The organism is Kribbella sp. NBC_00482 (assembly GCF_036013725.1).
Lineage (GTDB): Bacteria > Actinomycetota > Actinomycetes > Propionibacteriales > Kribbellaceae > Kribbella.
Genome location: NZ_CP107881.1, coordinates 2,699,172 through 2,715,753 on the forward strand (window position 1 = coordinate 2,699,172; position 16,582 = coordinate 2,715,753).

20 protein-coding genes are annotated in these 16,582 nt (G+C 69.5%); 13 read left to right on the plus strand and 7 right to left on the minus strand.

Annotated elements, in window-relative coordinates:
* Window positions 1-4 precede the first annotated feature (4 nt).
* Entirely contained in the window at window positions 5-1,123 is a 1,119-nt protein-coding gene (locus tag OHB24_RS13655; RefSeq protein ID WP_327639371.1) for an ArsA family ATPase, read from the minus strand.
* On the minus strand, window positions 1,120-2,070 hold the full coding sequence (locus OHB24_RS13660; RefSeq protein ID WP_327639372.1) for an ArsA-related P-loop ATPase: 951 nt from the start codon (window positions 2,068-2,070) through the stop codon (window positions 1,120-1,122). The genes OHB24_RS13655 and OHB24_RS13660 overlap by 4 nt, the downstream gene beginning before the upstream one ends.
* 61 nt (window positions 2,071-2,131) lie before the next feature.
* On the opposite strand from OHB24_RS13660, the gene OHB24_RS13665 reads away from it, so the two are divergent.
* From OHB24_RS13665 to OHB24_RS13685, 5 genes are all read left to right on the plus strand, one after another.
* Entirely contained in the window at window positions 2,132-2,293 is a 162-nt protein-coding gene (locus tag OHB24_RS13665; RefSeq protein WP_130386959.1) for a DUF4177 domain-containing protein, read from the plus strand.
* Window positions 2,290-2,751, plus strand: coding sequence for a RidA family protein (locus OHB24_RS13670; RefSeq protein WP_327639374.1), 462 nt, complete (start codon window positions 2,290-2,292; stop codon window positions 2,749-2,751). The genes OHB24_RS13665 and OHB24_RS13670 overlap by 4 nt, the downstream gene beginning before the upstream one ends.
* A 6-nt stretch (window positions 2,752-2,757) precedes the next feature.
* Window positions 2,758-3,621, plus strand: a complete 864-nt coding sequence (locus tag OHB24_RS13675; RefSeq protein WP_327639375.1) for an NUDIX hydrolase — start codon at window positions 2,758-2,760, stop codon at window positions 3,619-3,621.
* On the plus strand, window positions 3,618-4,385 hold the full coding sequence (locus OHB24_RS13680) for an MBL fold metallo-hydrolase (protein ID WP_327639376.1): 768 nt from the start codon (window positions 3,618-3,620) through the stop codon (window positions 4,383-4,385). Before OHB24_RS13675 ends, OHB24_RS13680 begins: the two co-directional genes overlap by 4 nt.
* Before the next feature lie 158 nt (window positions 4,386-4,543).
* Window positions 4,544-5,500, plus strand: a complete 957-nt coding sequence (locus OHB24_RS13685; RefSeq protein WP_327639377.1) for a type IV toxin-antitoxin system AbiEi family antitoxin domain-containing protein — start codon at window positions 4,544-4,546, stop codon at window positions 5,498-5,500.
* A gap of 125 nt (window positions 5,501-5,625) precedes the next feature.
* Here OHB24_RS13685 and OHB24_RS13690 read toward each other — a convergent pair whose 3' ends face one another.
* Entirely contained in the window at window positions 5,626-6,303 is a 678-nt protein-coding gene (locus OHB24_RS13690; RefSeq protein WP_130386963.1) for a Crp/Fnr family transcriptional regulator, read from the minus strand.
* 258 nt (window positions 6,304-6,561) lie between these two features.
* On the opposite strand from OHB24_RS13690, the gene OHB24_RS13695 reads away from it, so the two are divergent.
* Genes OHB24_RS13695 through OHB24_RS13725 form a run of 7 tightly spaced genes read left to right on the plus strand, consistent with a single transcriptional unit; the run spans window position 6,562 to window position 11,730 of the window.
* Entirely contained in the window at window positions 6,562-7,113 is a 552-nt protein-coding gene (locus OHB24_RS13695) for a hypothetical protein (RefSeq protein WP_327639378.1), read from the plus strand.
* Between the two features lie 44 nt (window positions 7,114-7,157).
* Window positions 7,158-7,934, plus strand: coding sequence for an endonuclease III (gene nth / locus OHB24_RS13700; protein WP_327639379.1), 777 nt, complete (start codon window positions 7,158-7,160; stop codon window positions 7,932-7,934).
* The gene (locus tag OHB24_RS13705; protein ID WP_327639381.1) at window positions 7,931-8,545 is read left to right on the plus strand and encodes a TlpA family protein disulfide reductase; all 615 of its coding nucleotides are present in this window, start codon (window positions 7,931-7,933) and stop codon (window positions 8,543-8,545) included. The genes nth and OHB24_RS13705 overlap by 4 nt, the downstream gene beginning before the upstream one ends.
* Complete coding sequence (locus tag OHB24_RS13710) at window positions 8,542-9,312, plus strand: NUDIX hydrolase (protein ID WP_327639382.1); 771 nt, start codon at window positions 8,542-8,544, stop codon at window positions 9,310-9,312. Before OHB24_RS13705 ends, OHB24_RS13710 begins: the two co-directional genes overlap by 4 nt.
* Window positions 9,309-10,481: a MarP family serine protease gene (locus OHB24_RS13715; RefSeq protein WP_327639383.1), complete on the plus strand. Its 1,173-nt coding sequence runs from the start codon at window positions 9,309-9,311 to the stop codon at window positions 10,479-10,481. The genes OHB24_RS13710 and OHB24_RS13715 overlap by 4 nt, the downstream gene beginning before the upstream one ends.
* A 42-nt stretch (window positions 10,482-10,523) precedes the next feature.
* Window positions 10,524-11,030, plus strand: coding sequence for a SigE family RNA polymerase sigma factor (locus OHB24_RS13720; protein ID WP_327639384.1), 507 nt, complete (start codon window positions 10,524-10,526; stop codon window positions 11,028-11,030).
* A gap of 1 nt (window position 11,031) precedes the next feature.
* Entirely contained in the window at window positions 11,032-11,730 is a 699-nt protein-coding gene (locus OHB24_RS13725; RefSeq protein ID WP_327639385.1) for a hypothetical protein, read from the plus strand.
* Here OHB24_RS13725 and OHB24_RS13730 read toward each other — a convergent pair.
* The 4 genes from OHB24_RS13730 to OHB24_RS13745 form a co-directional block, all read right to left on the minus strand.
* A complete protein-coding gene (locus OHB24_RS13730) occupies window positions 11,672-12,595 on the minus strand; it encodes an alpha/beta fold hydrolase (RefSeq protein ID WP_327641058.1) in 924 nt (307 codons plus the stop codon). The two genes, OHB24_RS13725 and OHB24_RS13730, sit on opposite strands and share 59 nt — an antisense overlap.
* The gene (locus tag OHB24_RS13735; protein ID WP_327639386.1) at window positions 12,592-13,029 is read right to left on the minus strand and encodes a phage holin family protein; all 438 of its coding nucleotides are present in this window, start codon (window positions 13,027-13,029) and stop codon (window positions 12,592-12,594) included. Before OHB24_RS13735 ends, OHB24_RS13730 begins: the two co-directional genes overlap by 4 nt.
* A 53-nt stretch (window positions 13,030-13,082) precedes the next feature.
* Window positions 13,083-14,297, minus strand: coding sequence for a Na+/H+ antiporter NhaA (gene nhaA, locus OHB24_RS13740; protein WP_327639387.1), 1,215 nt, complete (start codon window positions 14,295-14,297; stop codon window positions 13,083-13,085).
* A 214-nt stretch (window positions 14,298-14,511) separates the two neighbouring features.
* Window positions 14,512-15,459: a glutathione S-transferase family protein gene (locus OHB24_RS13745; protein ID WP_327639388.1), complete on the minus strand. Its 948-nt coding sequence runs from the start codon at window positions 15,457-15,459 to the stop codon at window positions 14,512-14,514.
* 199 nt (window positions 15,460-15,658) lie between these two features.
* On the opposite strand from OHB24_RS13745, the gene OHB24_RS13750 reads away from it, so the two are divergent.
* The gene (locus OHB24_RS13750) at window positions 15,659-16,417 is read left to right on the plus strand and encodes a GntR family transcriptional regulator (RefSeq protein ID WP_327639389.1); all 759 of its coding nucleotides are present in this window, start codon (window positions 15,659-15,661) and stop codon (window positions 16,415-16,417) included.
* The last annotated feature ends 165 nt before the right edge of the window (window positions 16,418-16,582 follow it).

A 16,582-nucleotide genomic window follows, 5' to 3' on the forward strand; every position in this document is an offset into this window, starting at 1 on the left:
GAAATCAGGCGGTGAGCAGCTCGCCGATCCGGCGCAGACCGGTCAGGTCGTGCACGTCGTCGGCCAGTGCTGGCACCTCGACGGTCCGGATCGAGCGGTGACCTCGCCGGAAGCGTTCCGCGCGTTTGTGGTCGCCCACGACCTGCTGCATCTTGTCCGCGTGCAACCGCAGTACGGCGGCCGTCAGCGGCGACTTGTCCGCCTCATCCAGCTTCTCGGCTGCAGCGAGTGACCGCTCCGCCGACAGTTCCGGTGCCTCCGTGTTCGTCACCCGGTTCAGCACGACGCCGGCCAGCGGCATTCCCTCGGCCCGCAGCCGCTCCGCGAAGTACGACGCCTCACGCAGCGCATCGTTCTGCGGCGCGGCCACGACGAGGAACGAGGTGTGCGGCTCGCGGAGCAGCGCGACCGTCTGCTCGGCCCGCTGCCGGAACCCGCCGAACAACGTGTCGAACGCCGCCACGAACGTCTGTACGTCGGTCAGCACCTGCGCGCCGAGGACCTTGTTCAGCACCGACATGGCCATGTTCACCCCGGCCGACATCAGCTTGAACGGGCCACGCGCCGGCGCCAGTAGCAGCCTCAGGAAGCGGCCCTCGAGCAGTGACGCCAACCGCTCCGGCGCGTCCAGGAAGTCCAGTGCCGACCGTGACGGGGGAGTGTCCACCACGATCAGGTCCCACTCGCCGGTCCGCTCGGCCTGCTTGTGCAGCTGCCCGAGCTTCTCCATCGCCATGTACTCCTGCGTGCCCGCGAACGACGAGGAAAGCGCTTGATAGAAGGGATTCGCGAGAATCTGCTCGGCCTTCTCGGGTGTCGCATGCTGCAGGACGACGTCGTCGAACGTCCGCTTCATGTCGAGCATCATCGCGTCCAGCCGGCCGCCGTTCTTCGCGTTCACCTCCGCGACCGCGCGTGGGGTGTTGTCGAGCTCGGTCAGTCCCAGCGACTGCGCCAGCCGTCGGGCCGGGTCGATCGTGAGTACGACGACCTTCCGCCCGCGCTCCGCTGCTCGGAGACCGAGTGCGGCCGCGGTCGTGGTCTTCCCGACGCCGCCGGAGCCGCAGGTGACGATGATCCGCGTGTCGGCGTCGTCGATGAGCGCGTCCAGATCCAGGTTCATGCCCGGAACTCCTCAGCCAGGTCGATCAGCGTGCCTTGGTCGATCCCGTCCGGCTGCAGCGTCAGCTCCGTCACCTGTTTGCCCAGGGCATCGATCCGGTCGCGGTTCTCGCGTTCGAGCCCGACCCGGATCGCATGGTCGTGCGCCTCGCTCGCGAGTGTCTCCACCAGGTCGTCGCCGATCGTGAGGCCGGCCGCCTTCAGGCCCTTGGTCAGCTCGGCCGTGGGCAGTTTCTCCTTCACCGCAAGGGCCAGCGCATCGTCGTCGAGCGGGCTCTTGCGGACCAGGTTCACCACGATCGACCCGATCCGCAGGTCCAGCGCCTCCAGATGGCCGACTGCGTCGAGGGTCTCCTGGACCGGCATCTCCTCGAGCAGCGTGACCAGGTGGATCCGGGTGATGTCGGAGCGCAGCATGCCCATGATCGCGTCCGCCTGGTTGCGGATCGGTCCGACCTTGGCGAGGCCGGCGACCTCGGTGTTCACGTTCAGGAACGGCGCGATCCGCCCGGTCGGCGGGGCGTCCACCACCACGGCGTCGTACGCGAGCTTCCCCTGCACCTTGCGGCGGGTGGCCTCGTAGACCTTGCCGGTGAGCAGTACGTCGCGGAGCCCCGGGGCGATCGTGGTGACGAAGTCGATCGCGCCGACCTTCTCCAGCGCCTTCCCCGCGCGGCCGAGGTGGTAGTACATGTCGAGGTACTCCAGCAGCGCGGCCTCGGCGTCCACGGCCAGCGCGAACACCTCACCGCCACCGGGTCCGTGCGCGATCCGGCGTTCGACGTACGGCAGGGGTGGTACGTCGAAGAGCTGGGCGAGACCCTGACGGCCCTCGACCTCGACCAGCAGGATCCGCTTGCCCTGCTCCGCCAGCGCGAGCGCCATAGCGGCCGCGACGGTGGTCTTCCCGGTGCCGCCCTTGCCGGTCACCACGTGCAGTCGCGCCATAGGTCCCAGGGTAGGACGTGCTCCAGGACACACGTCTCCGGAGCCCGTTAGAGTCCCCTTCATGAAGAAGTTCGAGTACTTCACCGCGCCGCTGCTGGTCCACTCGACCAAGGAGATCCTGGACAACTTCGGCCAGGACGGCTGGGAGCTGGTCCAGGTCGTCCCGGGCATGAACCCGGAGAACCTGGTCGCCTACTTCAAGCGGGAGATCGAGGACAAATGAGCCACCCCGAGGAGAAGCTCGCCGAGCTCGGCCTGAAGCTGCCCGAGGTGGCCAAGCCGGTCGCCGCGTACGTCCCGGCCGTCCGGACCGGTGATCTGGTCTATACGTCCGGCCAGCTGCCGCTGCGCGAGGGCACGCTGATCGCCACCGGCAAGGTCGGCGACGCGGTCACGCCCGAGGTCGCCAGCGAGTGCGCCCAGCAGTGCGCGCTGAACGCACTGGCCGCGGTCAAGGCGGAGATCGGCGACCTGGGGAACGTGAAGCGGATCGTGAAGGCGGTCGCGTTCATCGCCTCCACGCCGGACTTCACCGGCCAGCCGCAGGTCGCGAACGGCGCCTCCGAGCTGTTCGGCCAGGTCTTCGGCGACGCCGGGCAGCACGCCCGCAGCGCCGTCGGCGTCCCGGTCCTCCCGCTCGACGCCCCGGTCGAGATCGAACTGATCGTCGAGGTCGGCTGACCGCTCGTGCGGGACCTGAAGTCGCAGCTGATGACCGGCCGGATGGCCGAGGTAGCCCTCGAGTACGCCGAGGGCACCCGCAGGCCGGCCGAACCTCGCCCCGCCTCCACCGTCATCCTCCTCCGCGACGCACCCGCGAGCGCGCCGGCTGGATCGGCCGGAGCGGCGGCTGGCGGGCCGGAGGTCTACCTGCTGCGCCGGCAGCGGACCATGGCGTTCGCGGCCGGGATGACGGTGTTTCCGGGCGGGCGGGTCGACGCGACGGACTCGACGGTCGCGGACTCCTGGTCGGGGCCTTCGCCGGACTGGTTCGGTGAGCGGCTCGGCTGCTCCGCGGAGACGGCAGCGGCGTACGTCGCCGCCGCCGTCCGCGAGACCTTCGAGGAGTCGGGTGTCCTGCTCGCCGGACCGTCGAAGGACTCGGTCGTCGGCGACACCACCGGAGCCGACTGGGAGGCCGACCGGGTCGCGCTGGAAACCCGCGAGCTGGGGTTCTCGGAGTTCCTGCACCGGCGCGGGCTGGTCCTGCGCGCCGACCTGCTCGGCCCCTGGGCGCACTGGATCACGCCGGAGTTCGAGCCCAAGCGGTACGACACCGCGTTCTTCGTCGCCGCGCTCCCCGCGGGGCAGGTCACCCGGGACGTGACGAGCGAGTCCGACCAGGTCACCTGGATCCGCCCGGCGGACGCGGTCGCGGCCGTCGACGCGGGCGAGGTGCTGATGCTGCCCCCGACGTACATCTGCTGCCACGAGCTCTCGCCGTACGACGATGTCGCGGCGATCCTGGACGCGGCCGGCGAGCGGGAGATCAAGGCGATCATGCCCACCGTGCGCGTTGACGGCGACCAGGCCTATCTGGAGACCACATGAACGTCACCGAGTACGCCACCCTGGTGCGGGCCGACAACCCCGGCGTGATGACGCTGGACGGCACCAACACCTGGATCCTCCGCGCCCCGGACGCGAAGCGGTCGGTGGTCGTCGACCCCGGCCCGATGCTGGAGGACCACCTCCGCGCGGTCCTGGACGCGGCCGGCAAGGTCGCCGTCGTACTGCTGACCCACAAGCACCCGGACCACTCCGAAGGCGCCGCGTGGTTCGCCAACCAGGCCGGCTGCGGCGTCCGCGCGGTAGATCCCGGGTTCCGGATCCCCACCGACCACGCCCACGGTTTGTCGGAAGGTGACGTGATCACCGCCGACGGCCTCCGGATCGAGGTCCTCCCGACGCCCGGCCACACCCTCGACTCGGTCTGCTTCTGGCTCCCCCAGGACGGCTCGCTCCTCACCGGAGACACCGTCCTCGGCCGCGGTACGTCGGTCGTCGCGTACCCGGACGGTGCCCTGGGCCCCTACCTCGACTCCCTCGAACGCCTCCGGGCCTTCGCGAACTCCCCAGCCGACGTACTCCGCCTGCTCCCCGGCCACGGCCCCGTGATCGACGACCCGTCCGGCGTCCTCTCGTACTACCTGGAACACCGCCAAGACCGCCTCAACCAGGTCCGAGCCGCCCTGGCCGAAGGCCACACCACCCCAGAGTCCATCGTCCAACACGTCTACGCCGACGTACCCCAACCCCTCTGGCCCGCCGCCGAACGCTCCGTCCGCGCCCAACTCGACTATTTGGCTGGCTGACCCACCAATTTCGCTGGCTGACCCACGAAGTCAGGGGTTTGTGACCCGGAACCTGGGTGATTAACCCCTGATTTGGTGGGTTGGCCAGGCAAATGGGGTTATCCACAGATGCGACGGGAGGCGCCCCGGGACCGCGTGGCTCGGTTGATGCTGGAGGTATGAACCCCAGGCTGAAGGCGGTAGCCGACAAGCAAGGCAGCGTGTTCAGTCGTCGGCAGGCTCTCGGGTCGGGGTACACGCCCGATCAGATCCAGGACCGCCTGCGCGACGGCCGGTGGGAACGAGTTCGCCACGGCCAGTACGTCGAGCGCGTAGACCTGAAGCACCTGCCGCCCTGGGAACGCCAACTCCTGCTCCACCGGCGGCTGGTGTACGCGGCTGTCAACGCGATGCGTCCCGGTACGGCGGTAGTCAGCCACCACTCGGCGCTCGTCGTCCACAATGTGCCGGTCTGGGACGTGGACCTCAACGAGGTGCAGTTGACGAGGGCGAATTCGGCTCGCAGCGGCTCGGCTGCCGGGGTCAGACATCACCACGGCCGACTGACTGGCGATGCTGTCATCGAGTTCGACAACCTGACTGTCACCTCGGTCGCTCGATCCCTCGTCGAGACCGCGGCCATGGCGTCCTTCGAAGCCGCAGTAGTGAGCGCTGACGCCGTACTGCGGAATCGCCTCGTGCCCGATGCCCAGTTGCGCAGCGTGGTCGCGCAGACCGAGTTCTGGCCCGGTGGGCCGACCATCCGGTCCGCACTGGGTTTCGCGAGTCCGTTGGCGGAATCAGTGGGTGAATCGCGGCTGCGGGTGGTGATGCATCAGCAAGGTCTCCCGGTGCCGGAGCTTCAGGCGGTCTTCCACGACGCGGACGGCTTCATCGGCCGGGTCGACTTTTACTTTCCGGAGCATCGCACGATCGTCGAGTTCGACGGCATGTCGAAGTACACCGACGGGTCGAGCGTGGTGCTGATCCAGGAGAAGGCCCGCGAAGACCGGCTGCGTGCTCTGGGTCTCCAGATGGTCAGACTCACCTGGGAGGATCTCGCGCATCCGGCCCGTACGGCGATGCTCATCCGGCGGGCGTTCGCCCGGTCACGGGAGGCGCACCAGGCTGGGTAACCCACCAATTCGGGGGTTCCACACCCTTATCAACGGTGTGGAACCCCCGAACTCGCTGGTCTGCCAGCCAAATTGGTGGGTCAGCCAGCCAAATTGGTGGGTCTGCCAGGGAAATGGGGTGAGGGTTAGCGGGCGCGGCGTTGGAGGCGGTCTACGTCGAGGAGGACTACCGAGCGGGGCTCGAGGCGGACCCAGCCGCGGGAGGCGAAGTCGGCGAGGGCCTTGTTGACGGTTTCGCGGGAGGCGCCGACCAGTTGGGCGAGCTCCTCCTGGGTGAGGTCGTGGTGGACGTGCACGCCGTCGTCGGCGGTGCGGCCGAAGCGGCTGGCGAGGTCCAGGAGGGCTTTCGCGACCCGGCCCGGTACGTCGGAGAAGACGAGGTCGGCGACCACGTCGGAGACCTTGCGCAGCCGGCCGGCCAGCTGCAGCAGCAGGCCGCGAGCCACCGCGGGGCGGCCGTCGAGCCAGCGGAGCAGCTCGTCGTGGGTCAGCGACATCAGCTGGGCGTCGGTGACGGCGGTGACGGTCGCGGACCGCGGTCCCGGGTCGAACAGCGACAGCTCACCGAACATCTGGCCCGGCCCGAGGACGGCGATCAGGTTCTCCCGGCCGTCGGCGGAGGTGCGGCCCAGCTTGACCTTGCCCTCGACCACGACGAACAGCCGGTCACCGGAATCGCCCTCGTGGAACAGCACCTGGCCGCGGCGCAGCCGGCTCTCGGTCATCGAGGCGGCCAGGGCGTCGGCCGCCTCGTCGTCGAGCTGACTGAACAGCGGTGCCTGTCGGAGCACTGCGGCATCCACTTCTGGGCCTCCTAGGACCTTCGACCACGACTACGAACGTGGGATCCGCCACGTCCGTCGACCGATATGTGTACACCCGGTCGCCCCAAAACCGTAGCTCCTCGGGTGTCGGCACCGCCATGTAGGCTCGCCCCGACTCGCCGGAGCACCACACAGTGTGCCCCTCAGCACCCTCAGTAACCCCCGACCCGCCGCTCGCCGCGCCGCCGCCCCGATCCCTGCTGGAGGATTGGCTGCCGGGGCGGATGAGGGGGCGAGATGGACGACAGGCGGGACAAGGGCGAGCGGATCCTCCGGATCCTGGTCGGGGAGGGCCGGCTCGAGGAGGCCGTCGAGTACGCGCAGGAGAAGGTGCGCGCAGGCGAGCAGTGGGCGACTGCCTGGGTTCCGGCAATTCGTCCGGCCGACCGCGATCAGGTCTCGGCGATCCAGTACTTCCTCACCAAAAGAGCCGACGAAGCTCTGCCCGACTTGCTGGCGAACGAGCAGGGCGGTCGCACGAAGCTCTGGATGGCCGACACCGACTGGGCCGCGTACGGCGACCTGCGCGTACGCCGTACCGAACCGGGCCGGGCCGAGATCGCGCTGGCGTGCTGGCACGTCTACACGGACTTCGCTCGGTATGTCGGGAACAACCCGCCCAACGACGCCGAGACCGAGTTGGCGCCCGAGGGTACGGCGGTCGTGGACCTCGCGTTGACCGTCGGAGTCGTGAACGACCTGGCGGCTCGGTACGACGCGGCCGGCGTACCGCGGCCGCTGGGCAACGGCAGCCATCTCGCCGTCGTCGTGCCGCTGCCGGCTTCCTAGCCGGGCAACGCGGGCTGTCGGTGGGCGGACGTAGGCTGGCCTGCATGCCATCCCCGCTTGCCGCGGAACCAGTCCCGGGTGCCCTCCCGACGGTCTCGCTGAACCTCCCCCGCAAGGCCCCGGTGTACGTCGACGAGACGCATACCCAGCTGGTCCGCCGGGCCCGGAAAATGCACAAGGTGCTGACCGACACCTACCCCGACGCGCACTGCGAGCTGGACTTCACCACTCCGCTCGAGTTGCTGGTGGCCACCATCCTCTCGGCCCAGACGACCGACGTCATGGTGAACAAGGTGACCCCGACGCTGTTCGCGAAGTACCCGACCGCGCAGGCGTACGCCGAGGCCGACCGGGACGAGATGGAGGCGATCCTCAAACCGACCGGCTTCTTCCGGGCGAAGACCAACAGCGTGATGAAGCTCGGCCAGGCGCTCGTCGACGACTACGACGGCGTCGTACCGAACAAGCTCGTGGACCTGGTGAAGCTCCCCGGCACCGGCCGGAAGACGGCGAACGTGGTCCTCGGCAACGCGTTCGGCGTCCCGGGGATCACCGTCGACACGCATTTCGGCCGCCTGGTCCGCCGGTTCGGCTGGACCGCCGAGGAGGATCCGGTCAAGGTCGAGCACATCATCGGCGACCTGTTCCCGAAGAAGGACTGGACGATGCTGTCGCACCGGCTGATCTTCCACGGCCGCCGGCGCTGCCACGCGAAGAAGCCGGCCTGCGGCGCCTGCCCGATCGCCCAGTGGTGCCCGTCGTACGGCACCGGCCCCACGGACCCCGAGGTCGCGGCGAAGCTGGTGAAGGTCCCGGCGTGAGTCCTCGGTCCGGTACGTCGTTCCGCGGCACGCGATCGCTCTGGGTAGGGGCGGCGTTGGTGCTGTCGGTGACACTGGCGGCGTGTGGATCGGAGCGAGCAGGTGACAGCGGTACGCCGTCGTCCGGGCGGAGCGCGGTGGCGGGCGCGGACCAGCTCGAGGCCTGCCCGTCGGCGCCCTCGAAACCACCGGTCAGCAACGGGCTGCCGGACATCAGCCTGCCGTGTCTCGGCAGCGGTCCGGACGTCCGGCTCGCAGATCTCCGGGGGCCGCTGGTGATCAACGTGTGGGCGCAGTGGTGCGGCCCGTGCCGCGACGAAGCGCCGTACCTGGCTGCGCTGGCGAAGTCCGGCAAGGTGACGATGCTCGGGATCGACTACGACGACCCGCGGCCGGAGCTCGCGGTGAAGTTCGCCGGCGCGGAGGGCCTGGCCTATCCGCATGTCATCGACCAGGACAAAGCGATCCAGCAGGCGCTGAAGGTCGGCGGCCCGCCACTGACCGCCTTCGTCGACGACAAGGGCACGGTCGCGTACGTGCACCGCGGCGTACTGACGTCCCAACAGCAACTGGACGAGTTGCTCAAGGACAAGCTCGGGGTGACCCGGTGATCTTCGCCGACGTCGGGATCCCGGACTGGCTGCAGCCGTTGGCGAAGGCGTCCGAGGACGTGGATCCGCACGTGTTGTCCCGGTTCCTGCCGCCGGACGACCCGTCGGTGCGGAAGTCCGCGGTCCTGATCTTGCTTGCTGACGGCAACGACGGGCCGGAGGTGCTGCTCACCGAGCGGGCCTGGACGCTGCGCAAACACGCCGGGCAGATGGCGTTCCCGGGCGGCGGCGCCGACCCGGAGGACGGTCCTGGGGAGAGCGGTCTGGTCCGCACGGCGCTGCGCGAGGCCGAGGAGGAGACCGGCCTCGACCCGGACGGCGTCGTACCGTTCGCGATCTGGCCGGCGCTCTGGGTGCCGGTGAGCAACTTCGGCGTGTCGCCGGTGCTGGCCTGGTGGCGGGAGCCGTCGCCGGTCGCGGTGGTCGACCCGGCCGAGGTCGCGTCCGTGCACGAGGTGCCGATCAGCGCGCTCGCCGACCCGGTGAACCGGATCAGCTGCCTGCATCCGAGCGGTTTCACCGGCCCGGCGTTCACCGTCGGGGACCTCTACATCTGGGGTTTCACGGCCGGGTTGCTGGACAAAATGCTGCAGCTCGGCGGCTGGTACCGCGACTGGGACCCCTCGAACGTCGTACCGTTGCCCGACCGACTGGTCGAGGCGGCCTGGCGGAGCGAGGGACGACGGCCGGAGGACGTGCGGCGGATGACCGCCATCGAGCACGATCTCGGCCTGACGCCAGGTGACAAGTCGGAAGGCGTGGAATGAGCTGGCTCGACTGGGCGGTGCTGGGTACGGCGGCACTTGTGGCGATCTCCGGGTACGTCGAAGGATTCGTGCTCGGGGCGTGCGCCACGCTCGGCCTGCTCGGCGGCGCGGCCATCGGCGTCTGGGGCGTGCCGAAGGCGCTGGACCATTTCTCACCGAGCGTGACGGTGTCGTTCGCGGCGCTCGTGCTCGTGGTGGGGCTGGCCGCGCTCGGGCGAATGCTCGGGGCGCTGGTCGGCACCAAGGTGCGGAGGCGTTTGTCCTGGCGACCGGTGCGATTCCTGGACGCGCTCGGCGGTGCCGTCCTGGCGGCGGCGAGCGTGCTGATCGTGGCCTGGGTCCTCGGTGTCGCGGTGAGCGGCGCCCGGATCCCGAGCGTCACGTCCGCCGTCCGCGGGTCGGAGGTGCTCGCGAAGGTCGACGAAGTACTGCCGAACAGCGCCGACCGCGCGTTGCAGTCGTTCAACGACGTGGTCAACACGGACCTGTTCCCGCGGTTCCTCGACCCGTTCGTGCCGGAGCGGATCCGGGAGACGCAGCCGCCGGACAGCGGGATCGCCCGGCAGCAGTCGGTCCGGGACGCGTACACCCGGATCGCGAAGGTCACCGGCGTCGCCAGTTGCTCGCGCGGCCTGGAGGGCAGCGGGTTCGTCTACGCACCGAAGCGCGTGATGACGAACGCCCACGTCGTCGCCGGCGTCAGCTCGCCGCAGGTCGAGGTGAACGGGAAGAAGTACGACGCCAAGGTCGTGGTGTTCGACCCGGAGACCGACATCGCGGTGCTGTACGTGCCGAAGATGACCGAGACGCCGCTGTCCTTCGACTTCACCGGTAAGGCCGACGACCCGGCGGTCGTGCTCGGCTACCCGGAGAACGGCCCGTTCGACTCCGAGCCGGCCCGGATCCGCTCCGAGGAACGGCTCCGCGGCCCAGACATCTACGGCGACAAGACGGTCACCCGCGAGGCGTTCTCGATCTGGGCCTCGGTCCGCCCCGGCAACTCCGGCGGCCCGCTGCTGTCCGCGAAGGGCGTCGTGTACGGCGTGGTCTTCGCGGCCTCCGTCGAGGACAACCGCACCGGCTACGTCCTCACCGCCCAGCAGGTCGCCGCAGACGCCCGCGCCGGCACCACCGCCACCCAAGAGGTCTCCACCCAGTCCTGCACCTGATGCAGCAGATCGCGCTGGTCACCGCGTTGAAGGACTGTGGCGGTGACAGCGAGTGAGGTGGGGCGTGAGTTGTCGTTCGACGAGCTGGTAGCGGCGAGCGAGCAACGGTTACTGCGGTTCGCCGTCATGCTGACGGGCGGACGGCACAGTGCGGAGGACCTGGTCCAGACCGTCTTCACGCGGGCGTACCGCAAGTGGAGCCGGATCAGCCGGGTCGATCAGCCCGAGGCCTATCTGCGCCGGATGGTGCTCAACGAGTTCCTCAGCTGGCGACGGCTGCTGAAACACGGCGAGCTGCCGGTCGCCGAGCCCCGCGACGTACCTACCGATGAGGACATCGGCACCCGGCAGGCCCAGCGCGATGCCGTCTGGCGGCTGCTGGCCGGGCTGCCCCGCAAGCAACGCGCCGTGCTCGTCCTGCGGTACTACGAGGACCTTCCGGACGACGAGATCGGCAAGCTTCTCGACATCACCCCGAGCACCGTCCGATCCAACGCTGCCCGAGCCTTCGCGGCTCTCCGCAACCAACTGCCCGCTGAGGAGGCCTGATATGACGAAGCTGACCCGGCTGACCGACGACGAGCTCGGCGACCTCCTCCGGGAGACCTTCGCCGAGCGCGAGACCCTGACCGACCACTTGCCCGAGGCAACCAAGCGCCGGAACCCGGTCCCGGTCCTGCTCGCGGCCGCCGCGGTCCTCGCGGTCCTGGTCGGAGTCCTGTACGGCGTCCACCGCCCCGACCGCTCCGATCAGCCGTTGGCGGCGTCACCGGCGGCGACGTCGGCGGGCCCCGACGACGGCCGCATCTGGGCTGCCGCCACCGTCTCGATCGCGCGCCTGGCCGAGCCCTCTGACGGCTGGCAGGTCGTGCAGGTGTTCGGGCAAGGTCAGCGCCCGCACACCCAAGTGCTGAAGGCATCCCCGGCCCCGGTCGTGACGTTCTCCGCCGCCGCGAAGGCGCGGATCGAGGAGGCGGTCCGGCCGCTCGCGCCGGTCGCGTGGGGTGGCGTGGACGAAGCCTGCACCGCTCGACGGGTTGCGACCGTCACACTCGGCCCCGTGGTCAGCAAGGCCGACCACCAGGAAGTGCATGCCAGCATCTTCTACGACTGCGGCCGCGGCTCGATCCTGACCTACCGGATCGAGAAGGTGGCCGGCACCTGGAAGGTCATCGGCACTGTCGGTGCCGTCACCGGCGTCCTGCCTGTGGGTGGATGCCCTTCAGCCAGTCCACGAGAAGGGTGTTGAACAGGTCTGGCGCTTCCTCGTGCGGGAAGTGGCCGGCGGGGGTGATGAGTTCGTGGCGCAGCGGTGCTGTGACCAGATGCGAGGGTGTGGTCGCGCTCGGGGACACGGCTGCGTCCTGTGCTCCGTGGAGTTGCAGGACGGGTACGGCGACCGGCGTACGCATCTTCGCCGAGTACTTCCGCCCGTCCGGCCGTAGCCGAGACCGGACGAACCAGCGGTGGTACTCGAGCGCGCAGTGCGGCGCCGGCCAGACCTGCAGAGCGGCCCGATAGCGCCGTGACGCCTCCGCGTCGGGGAACGTCCCGCCGGGTGCGGCCCAGGCGCGGAGCAGACGCTCGATGTGGATCCCGTCCTGCGCCAGCAGCCGGCGCTCGGGCAGGATCGGCAGCTGGAACCAAGCGCTTCGGGTCAGTGCCTTCGTCTGCCCGGATCGGGTGAGCAACAGCGGGTGCGGTGCCGACACGGCAGCCAGCCCCCGGACCTGCCGTGGCGTCAGTACGGCGGCCGACCACCCGATGAACCCGCCCCACCCGTGCCCGACGATGACCGCATCCGTCGCGCCGAGCGACCGGATCACGCCGGACACGTCGGCGGCCGCGGTGTACGGGTCATAACCACGAGGGGTCTTGTCGCTGGCGCCGTACCCCCGCAGGTCCATCGCGACCGCGCGGTACCCGGCAGCCGCGACAACCGGCAGTTGGTGCCGCCAGGCCCACCAGAACTCGGGGAAGCCGTGCAGGAACAGGATAAGCGGATCGTTCGCCGCGCCACACTCCGCGACGTGGAACCGGGCCCCGTTGGCCGCGACCAGTGAGTGCGACCAGGGGCCGTCGACCAGGAGGTCGACGACTCCTGCCGGGCTCAGCGCCGTACGCCCGGCTCAGGCAAGGCGTACGTCTCGTCGTCGCCCTTGCCGATCGACTTCAGCGCCTCGACCGACTCCTTCGAGGTCTCGATCGTCCGCGTCGGACCCTTCGCGCTCTTCAGCGCCCGCATCCCGATGAACACCAGGATCGCGCCGATCAGCAGGAACGCGCCGGCGACGATCAGGAACGCGATGGCCGGGTGCAGCCCCGCCGCGGTCAGGCCGTACGCCGCGGAGATGCACAGCAGGATGACCGCGAGCAGCGCCAGGAACGCTGCCGCCGCAAACATCCCGGCTCCGGTTCCGGCCGCGATCGCGGTCTTCTTCAGCTCGGTCTTCGCGAGCTCGAGCTCGCTGCGGACCAGGCTGGACAGGTCCTTGCTGGCATTCGCTACCAGCTGGCCGACCGTGGGCTCGTCCCCGTTCATCGACATCGCGACTCCTTCCCGCACGTCCGTGCCCCGACACTACCGCCCACGCCCGCGGGTCAATCGGTGTACGCGCGGTTCCGGCGAGCCAGGAGCAGCGCGGCGATCAGTGCGGCCAGCACCGAGGCGATCAGTACGGCGGCCTTCGCGCGCTCGACCTGGGCGGCATCCGGCCCGAACGCGAGCTGCGCGATCAGCAGCGCGACCGTGAACCCGATCCCGGCCAGCACCGACACCGCGGCGACGTCGCGCCAGGCCAGATCGGAGTTCAGCTCGGCCCGGGTGAAGCGCGCGGTCAACCACGATCCGCCGAACACCCCGATCGCCTTCCCGGCCAGCAGCCCGGCGACGATACCGATCGCGACCGGGTCGGTCAGCATCTGCCGTACGGCGCCGCCGCTCAGCGTCACCCCGGCGGCGAACAACGCGAACAGCGGTACGGCGACCGCCGCGGACCACGGCCGCAGCCGGTGCTCGATCCGCTCGGCCGGCGCCTCGTCCTCGCCAGGATCCGCGACCACCCGCGTGACGAGCCCGAGCGCGACACCGGCGATCGTCGCGTGGATCCCCGACTCGTGCATGAACCACCAGGCCGCGATGGCGATCGGCACGTAGAGGAACGGCGTACGGACGCGGCGGCGCTGGAGGACGTACCAGAGTGCGATCAGGGCGATCGCGGCGAGCAACTGGAACAGGTGGAACCCGTGCGAGAAGAACACCGCGATCACCAGGATCGCGCCGAAGTCGTCGACCACGGCGAGGGTGAGCAGGAACGCCCGCAGCGCGCTCGGCAGCGACGAGCCGACGATGGCGAGCACGGCGAGCGCGAACGCGATGTCGGTTGCCGTCGGCACCGCCCAGCCGTGCGGCTTGCCGTCGTTCATGACCAGGTTGGTGATCAGGTAGATGATTGCCGGGAGCACCATTCCGGAGATCGCCGCGACCACCGGGACGACGGCCTCGTTGAGCTTGGACAGGGTGCCGACGACGAGCTCGCGCTTCAGCTCGACCCCGGCCAGGTAGAAGAACAGGGTCAGCGCGCCGTCGGTCGCCCAGCCCTCGACGGTGAGCGGGCCGAGCTGCGCGTCGCGGACGTGGTGGTACGCGTCCTGCCAGGGCGAGTTCGCCCAGACCAGTGCGACCACGGCCGCGGCGAGCAACAGCAGGCCACCGGTCGTCTCGGCGCGCAACGTCTCAGCGAGAAAGGCCCGCTCACGGCCGAGAATGCGGGGAAATGCGCGCTTCCGCTGCCGGATCCGCGGGTGCTGGCTCATCAACGGCCCTTCATTTTGGGGTCGGTCGGACGACTGCCGACCAGACTTCCCGGCGCACCAACACCATTCTAACGCCTCCCGAGCGCCGCTCCGGTAGGCGTCGGGGTGCGGTTTCCACCGTTGCGGCGCCAACGCGGCGGCGTTGAAGGTTGCTCAGGGCAACGGAGAGTTGCGGTCCGGGACTGACGTGGCGGGCGCGATCAACCTGCGGTTGCTAGCTGATCCAGGCCAGCGGGTTCGGGCCTTTCGGGACGATGCCGGTCGGGTTGATGTTGTTGTGGGTGACGTAGTAGTGCCGCTTGATCTGGTCGAAGTCGACGGTCTCGCCGAAGCCGGGAAGCTGGTACAGGCGGCGCGCGTACGCCCACAGGTTCGGGAACTCCGTGAGCTTCTGCCGGTTGCACTTGAAGTGCCCGTGGTACACCGCGTCGAAGCGGACCAGCGTGGTGAACAGCCGGATGTCCACTTCGCGGAACGTGTCGCCGAGGAGATAGGTGTGGTGGGCGAGCCGTTCCTCCAGTAGGTCGAGCCGCGCGAACAGCACGTCGTACGCCGCGTCATACGCCTCCTGGCTGGTCGCGAAACCGCAGCGGTAGACGCCGTTGTTCACGTCGCGGTAGATCTCGTCGATCAGTTGGTCCATGTCCGCGCGATCGGCCGGGATCAGCTGCGGGGCGTCGATCTTGTGGAAGTCGGTCCACTCGGTGGAAAGGTCGAGAGTGATCTGCGGGTAGTCGTTCGTGACGACCTCGCCGGTCGTGGTGTCGACGATCGCGGGTACGGTCACGCGACCGTCGTACGACGGGTCGGTGCGCAGGTACGCCTCGGACAGGTACTCGATGCCCAGTACGGGATCGCGATCGTCCGGGTCGAGGGTGAACCGCCAGCCGCGGTCGTCGCGGACCGGGTCCACGACCGCGAGGCTGATCGCGTCCTCGAGGCCGAGCAGCCGGCGGACGATGATCGAGCGGTGCGCCCACGGGCACGCGAGGCTTGCGACCAACCGGTACCGACCCGGCTCGACCGGCCAGCGGCCCTGGCCGTCCGGTCCTTCGCCGGGTGCCGCCGTGGAGTCGCGGGAGATCCGGCCGGTGAATCTGTTGCCCTGCCGCTTCCACTCACCGGTCGACGACGTCTCCTGCACGAACTGTCCCGGGGTCATAACGTTAAACCTACCCCCGCTGGGATTGGCTGAGGCTGTGGATCGTCACTGGCCGTGAGGCGGCACCGGACGTTACAGTCAGGCTGACAAGGACGTCCGGGACGAAGTGGTCGCGGCGCCTTGCGCGGCCAGGACCCAGCCGCGGCCCGCGTTCCCCGGCAACCGGTTTGCCGGGCAGATTCCCAGGGATACTGACCTCATGGCCCGCCCAAGGAACAACCCCGGCGATCTCGCTGAGCTCCCTACCGAGCTGCGGACCGATCGTCCGAAGGGTGACCAGATTCGCGAGATTCTGGAGAACCTCACCCGCTCGCTGGCCGTCGGCACCGTGCTGCCGTCCGAGCGCGTCCTCGCCGAGCGTTTCGGCGTCGCCCGGATGACGGTGCGGCAGGAGGTCGACCGCGTCGTGGCCGAGGGCCTGGCCAATCGCCGCCCCGGCGGCGGCACCTTCGTCTCCGAGCCGCGCCCGTCCCGGATGCTCGCCTCGTCGTTCAGCCAGGACATGATCAACCGCGGCATCGAGCCCGGCGCCAAGGTCCTCGAACACCGCGTCGGCGCGGCCGACGAGCACCTCGCCCGCGAGCTCGAAGAGGCCGTCGGCGCGCCGGTCCTGCACCTGGTCCGCCTGCGCACCGCCGACGGCGACCCGATGGCGATCGAGCGCACCGCCCTCTCCCTGAACCGCTACCCCGGCCTGGACGAGATCGACTTCGCCGAGAAGTCGCTCTACACGATCCTCGCCACGAAGTACGGCGTGACGCTGGGCATGGTCTCCGCCTCCATCGTCGCCGCCCCACCCGAACCAGGTGACGCCGAACTCCTGGAGATCGACAACTCCACCCCCTGCCTCATCATCACCTCGGCCCCCCGAACCGCCACCGACCAGGTCATCGAGTTCGGCCGCTCCATCTACCGCTCAGACCGCTACGACATAACTGTCGCCTACCGCGCCACCTGAGCTGCCGCTCGCGCGCGACCGCTAACAGGTGCCGTCCGTACGCGAACGGTCGAACGGCCACGGTGCGAATCACGTATGTCGGGATAGGCAATGGTGACCTGGAACAGGTAATGCCGTGTCTCCAGTCCTCACCGAGGGGGCGGTGTTCCCGGAGGACCGCTTGCC

Excerpts from the sequence above, each read along its gene's own strand:
- OHB24_RS13655 (WP_327639371.1), bottom strand. The coding sequence starts at position 1,123 with ATGAACCTGGATCTGGACGCGCTCATCGACGACGCCGACACGCGGATC.
- OHB24_RS13660 (WP_327639372.1), bottom strand. The coding sequence starts at position 2,070 with ATGGCGCGACTGCACGTGGTGACCGGCAAGGGCGGCACCGGGAAGACC.
- OHB24_RS13665 (WP_130386959.1), top strand. The coding sequence starts at position 2,132 with ATGAAGAAGTTCGAGTACTTCACCGCGCCGCTGCTGGTCCACTCGACC.
- OHB24_RS13670 (WP_327639374.1), top strand. The coding sequence starts at position 2,290 with ATGAGCCACCCCGAGGAGAAGCTCGCCGAGCTCGGCCTGAAGCTGCCC.
- OHB24_RS13680 (WP_327639376.1), top strand. The coding sequence starts at position 3,618 with ATGAACGTCACCGAGTACGCCACCCTGGTGCGGGCCGACAACCCCGGC.
- OHB24_RS13685 (WP_327639377.1), top strand. The coding sequence starts at position 4,544 with ATGAACCCCAGGCTGAAGGCGGTAGCCGACAAGCAAGGCAGCGTGTTC.
- OHB24_RS13695 (WP_327639378.1), top strand. The coding sequence starts at position 6,562 with ATGGACGACAGGCGGGACAAGGGCGAGCGGATCCTCCGGATCCTGGTC.
- nth (WP_327639379.1), top strand. The coding sequence starts at position 7,158 with ATGCCATCCCCGCTTGCCGCGGAACCAGTCCCGGGTGCCCTCCCGACG.
- OHB24_RS13715 (WP_327639383.1), top strand. The coding sequence starts at position 9,309 with ATGAGCTGGCTCGACTGGGCGGTGCTGGGTACGGCGGCACTTGTGGCG.
- OHB24_RS13725 (WP_327639385.1), top strand. The coding sequence starts at position 11,032 with ATGACGAAGCTGACCCGGCTGACCGACGACGAGCTCGGCGACCTCCTC.
- OHB24_RS13735 (WP_327639386.1), bottom strand. The coding sequence starts at position 13,029 with ATGTCGATGAACGGGGACGAGCCCACGGTCGGCCAGCTGGTAGCGAAT.
- nhaA (WP_327639387.1), bottom strand. The coding sequence starts at position 14,297 with ATGAGCCAGCACCCGCGGATCCGGCAGCGGAAGCGCGCATTTCCCCGC.
- OHB24_RS13745 (WP_327639388.1), bottom strand. The coding sequence starts at position 15,459 with ATGACCCCGGGACAGTTCGTGCAGGAGACGTCGTCGACCGGTGAGTGG.
- OHB24_RS13750 (WP_327639389.1), top strand. The coding sequence starts at position 15,659 with ATGGCCCGCCCAAGGAACAACCCCGGCGATCTCGCTGAGCTCCCTACC.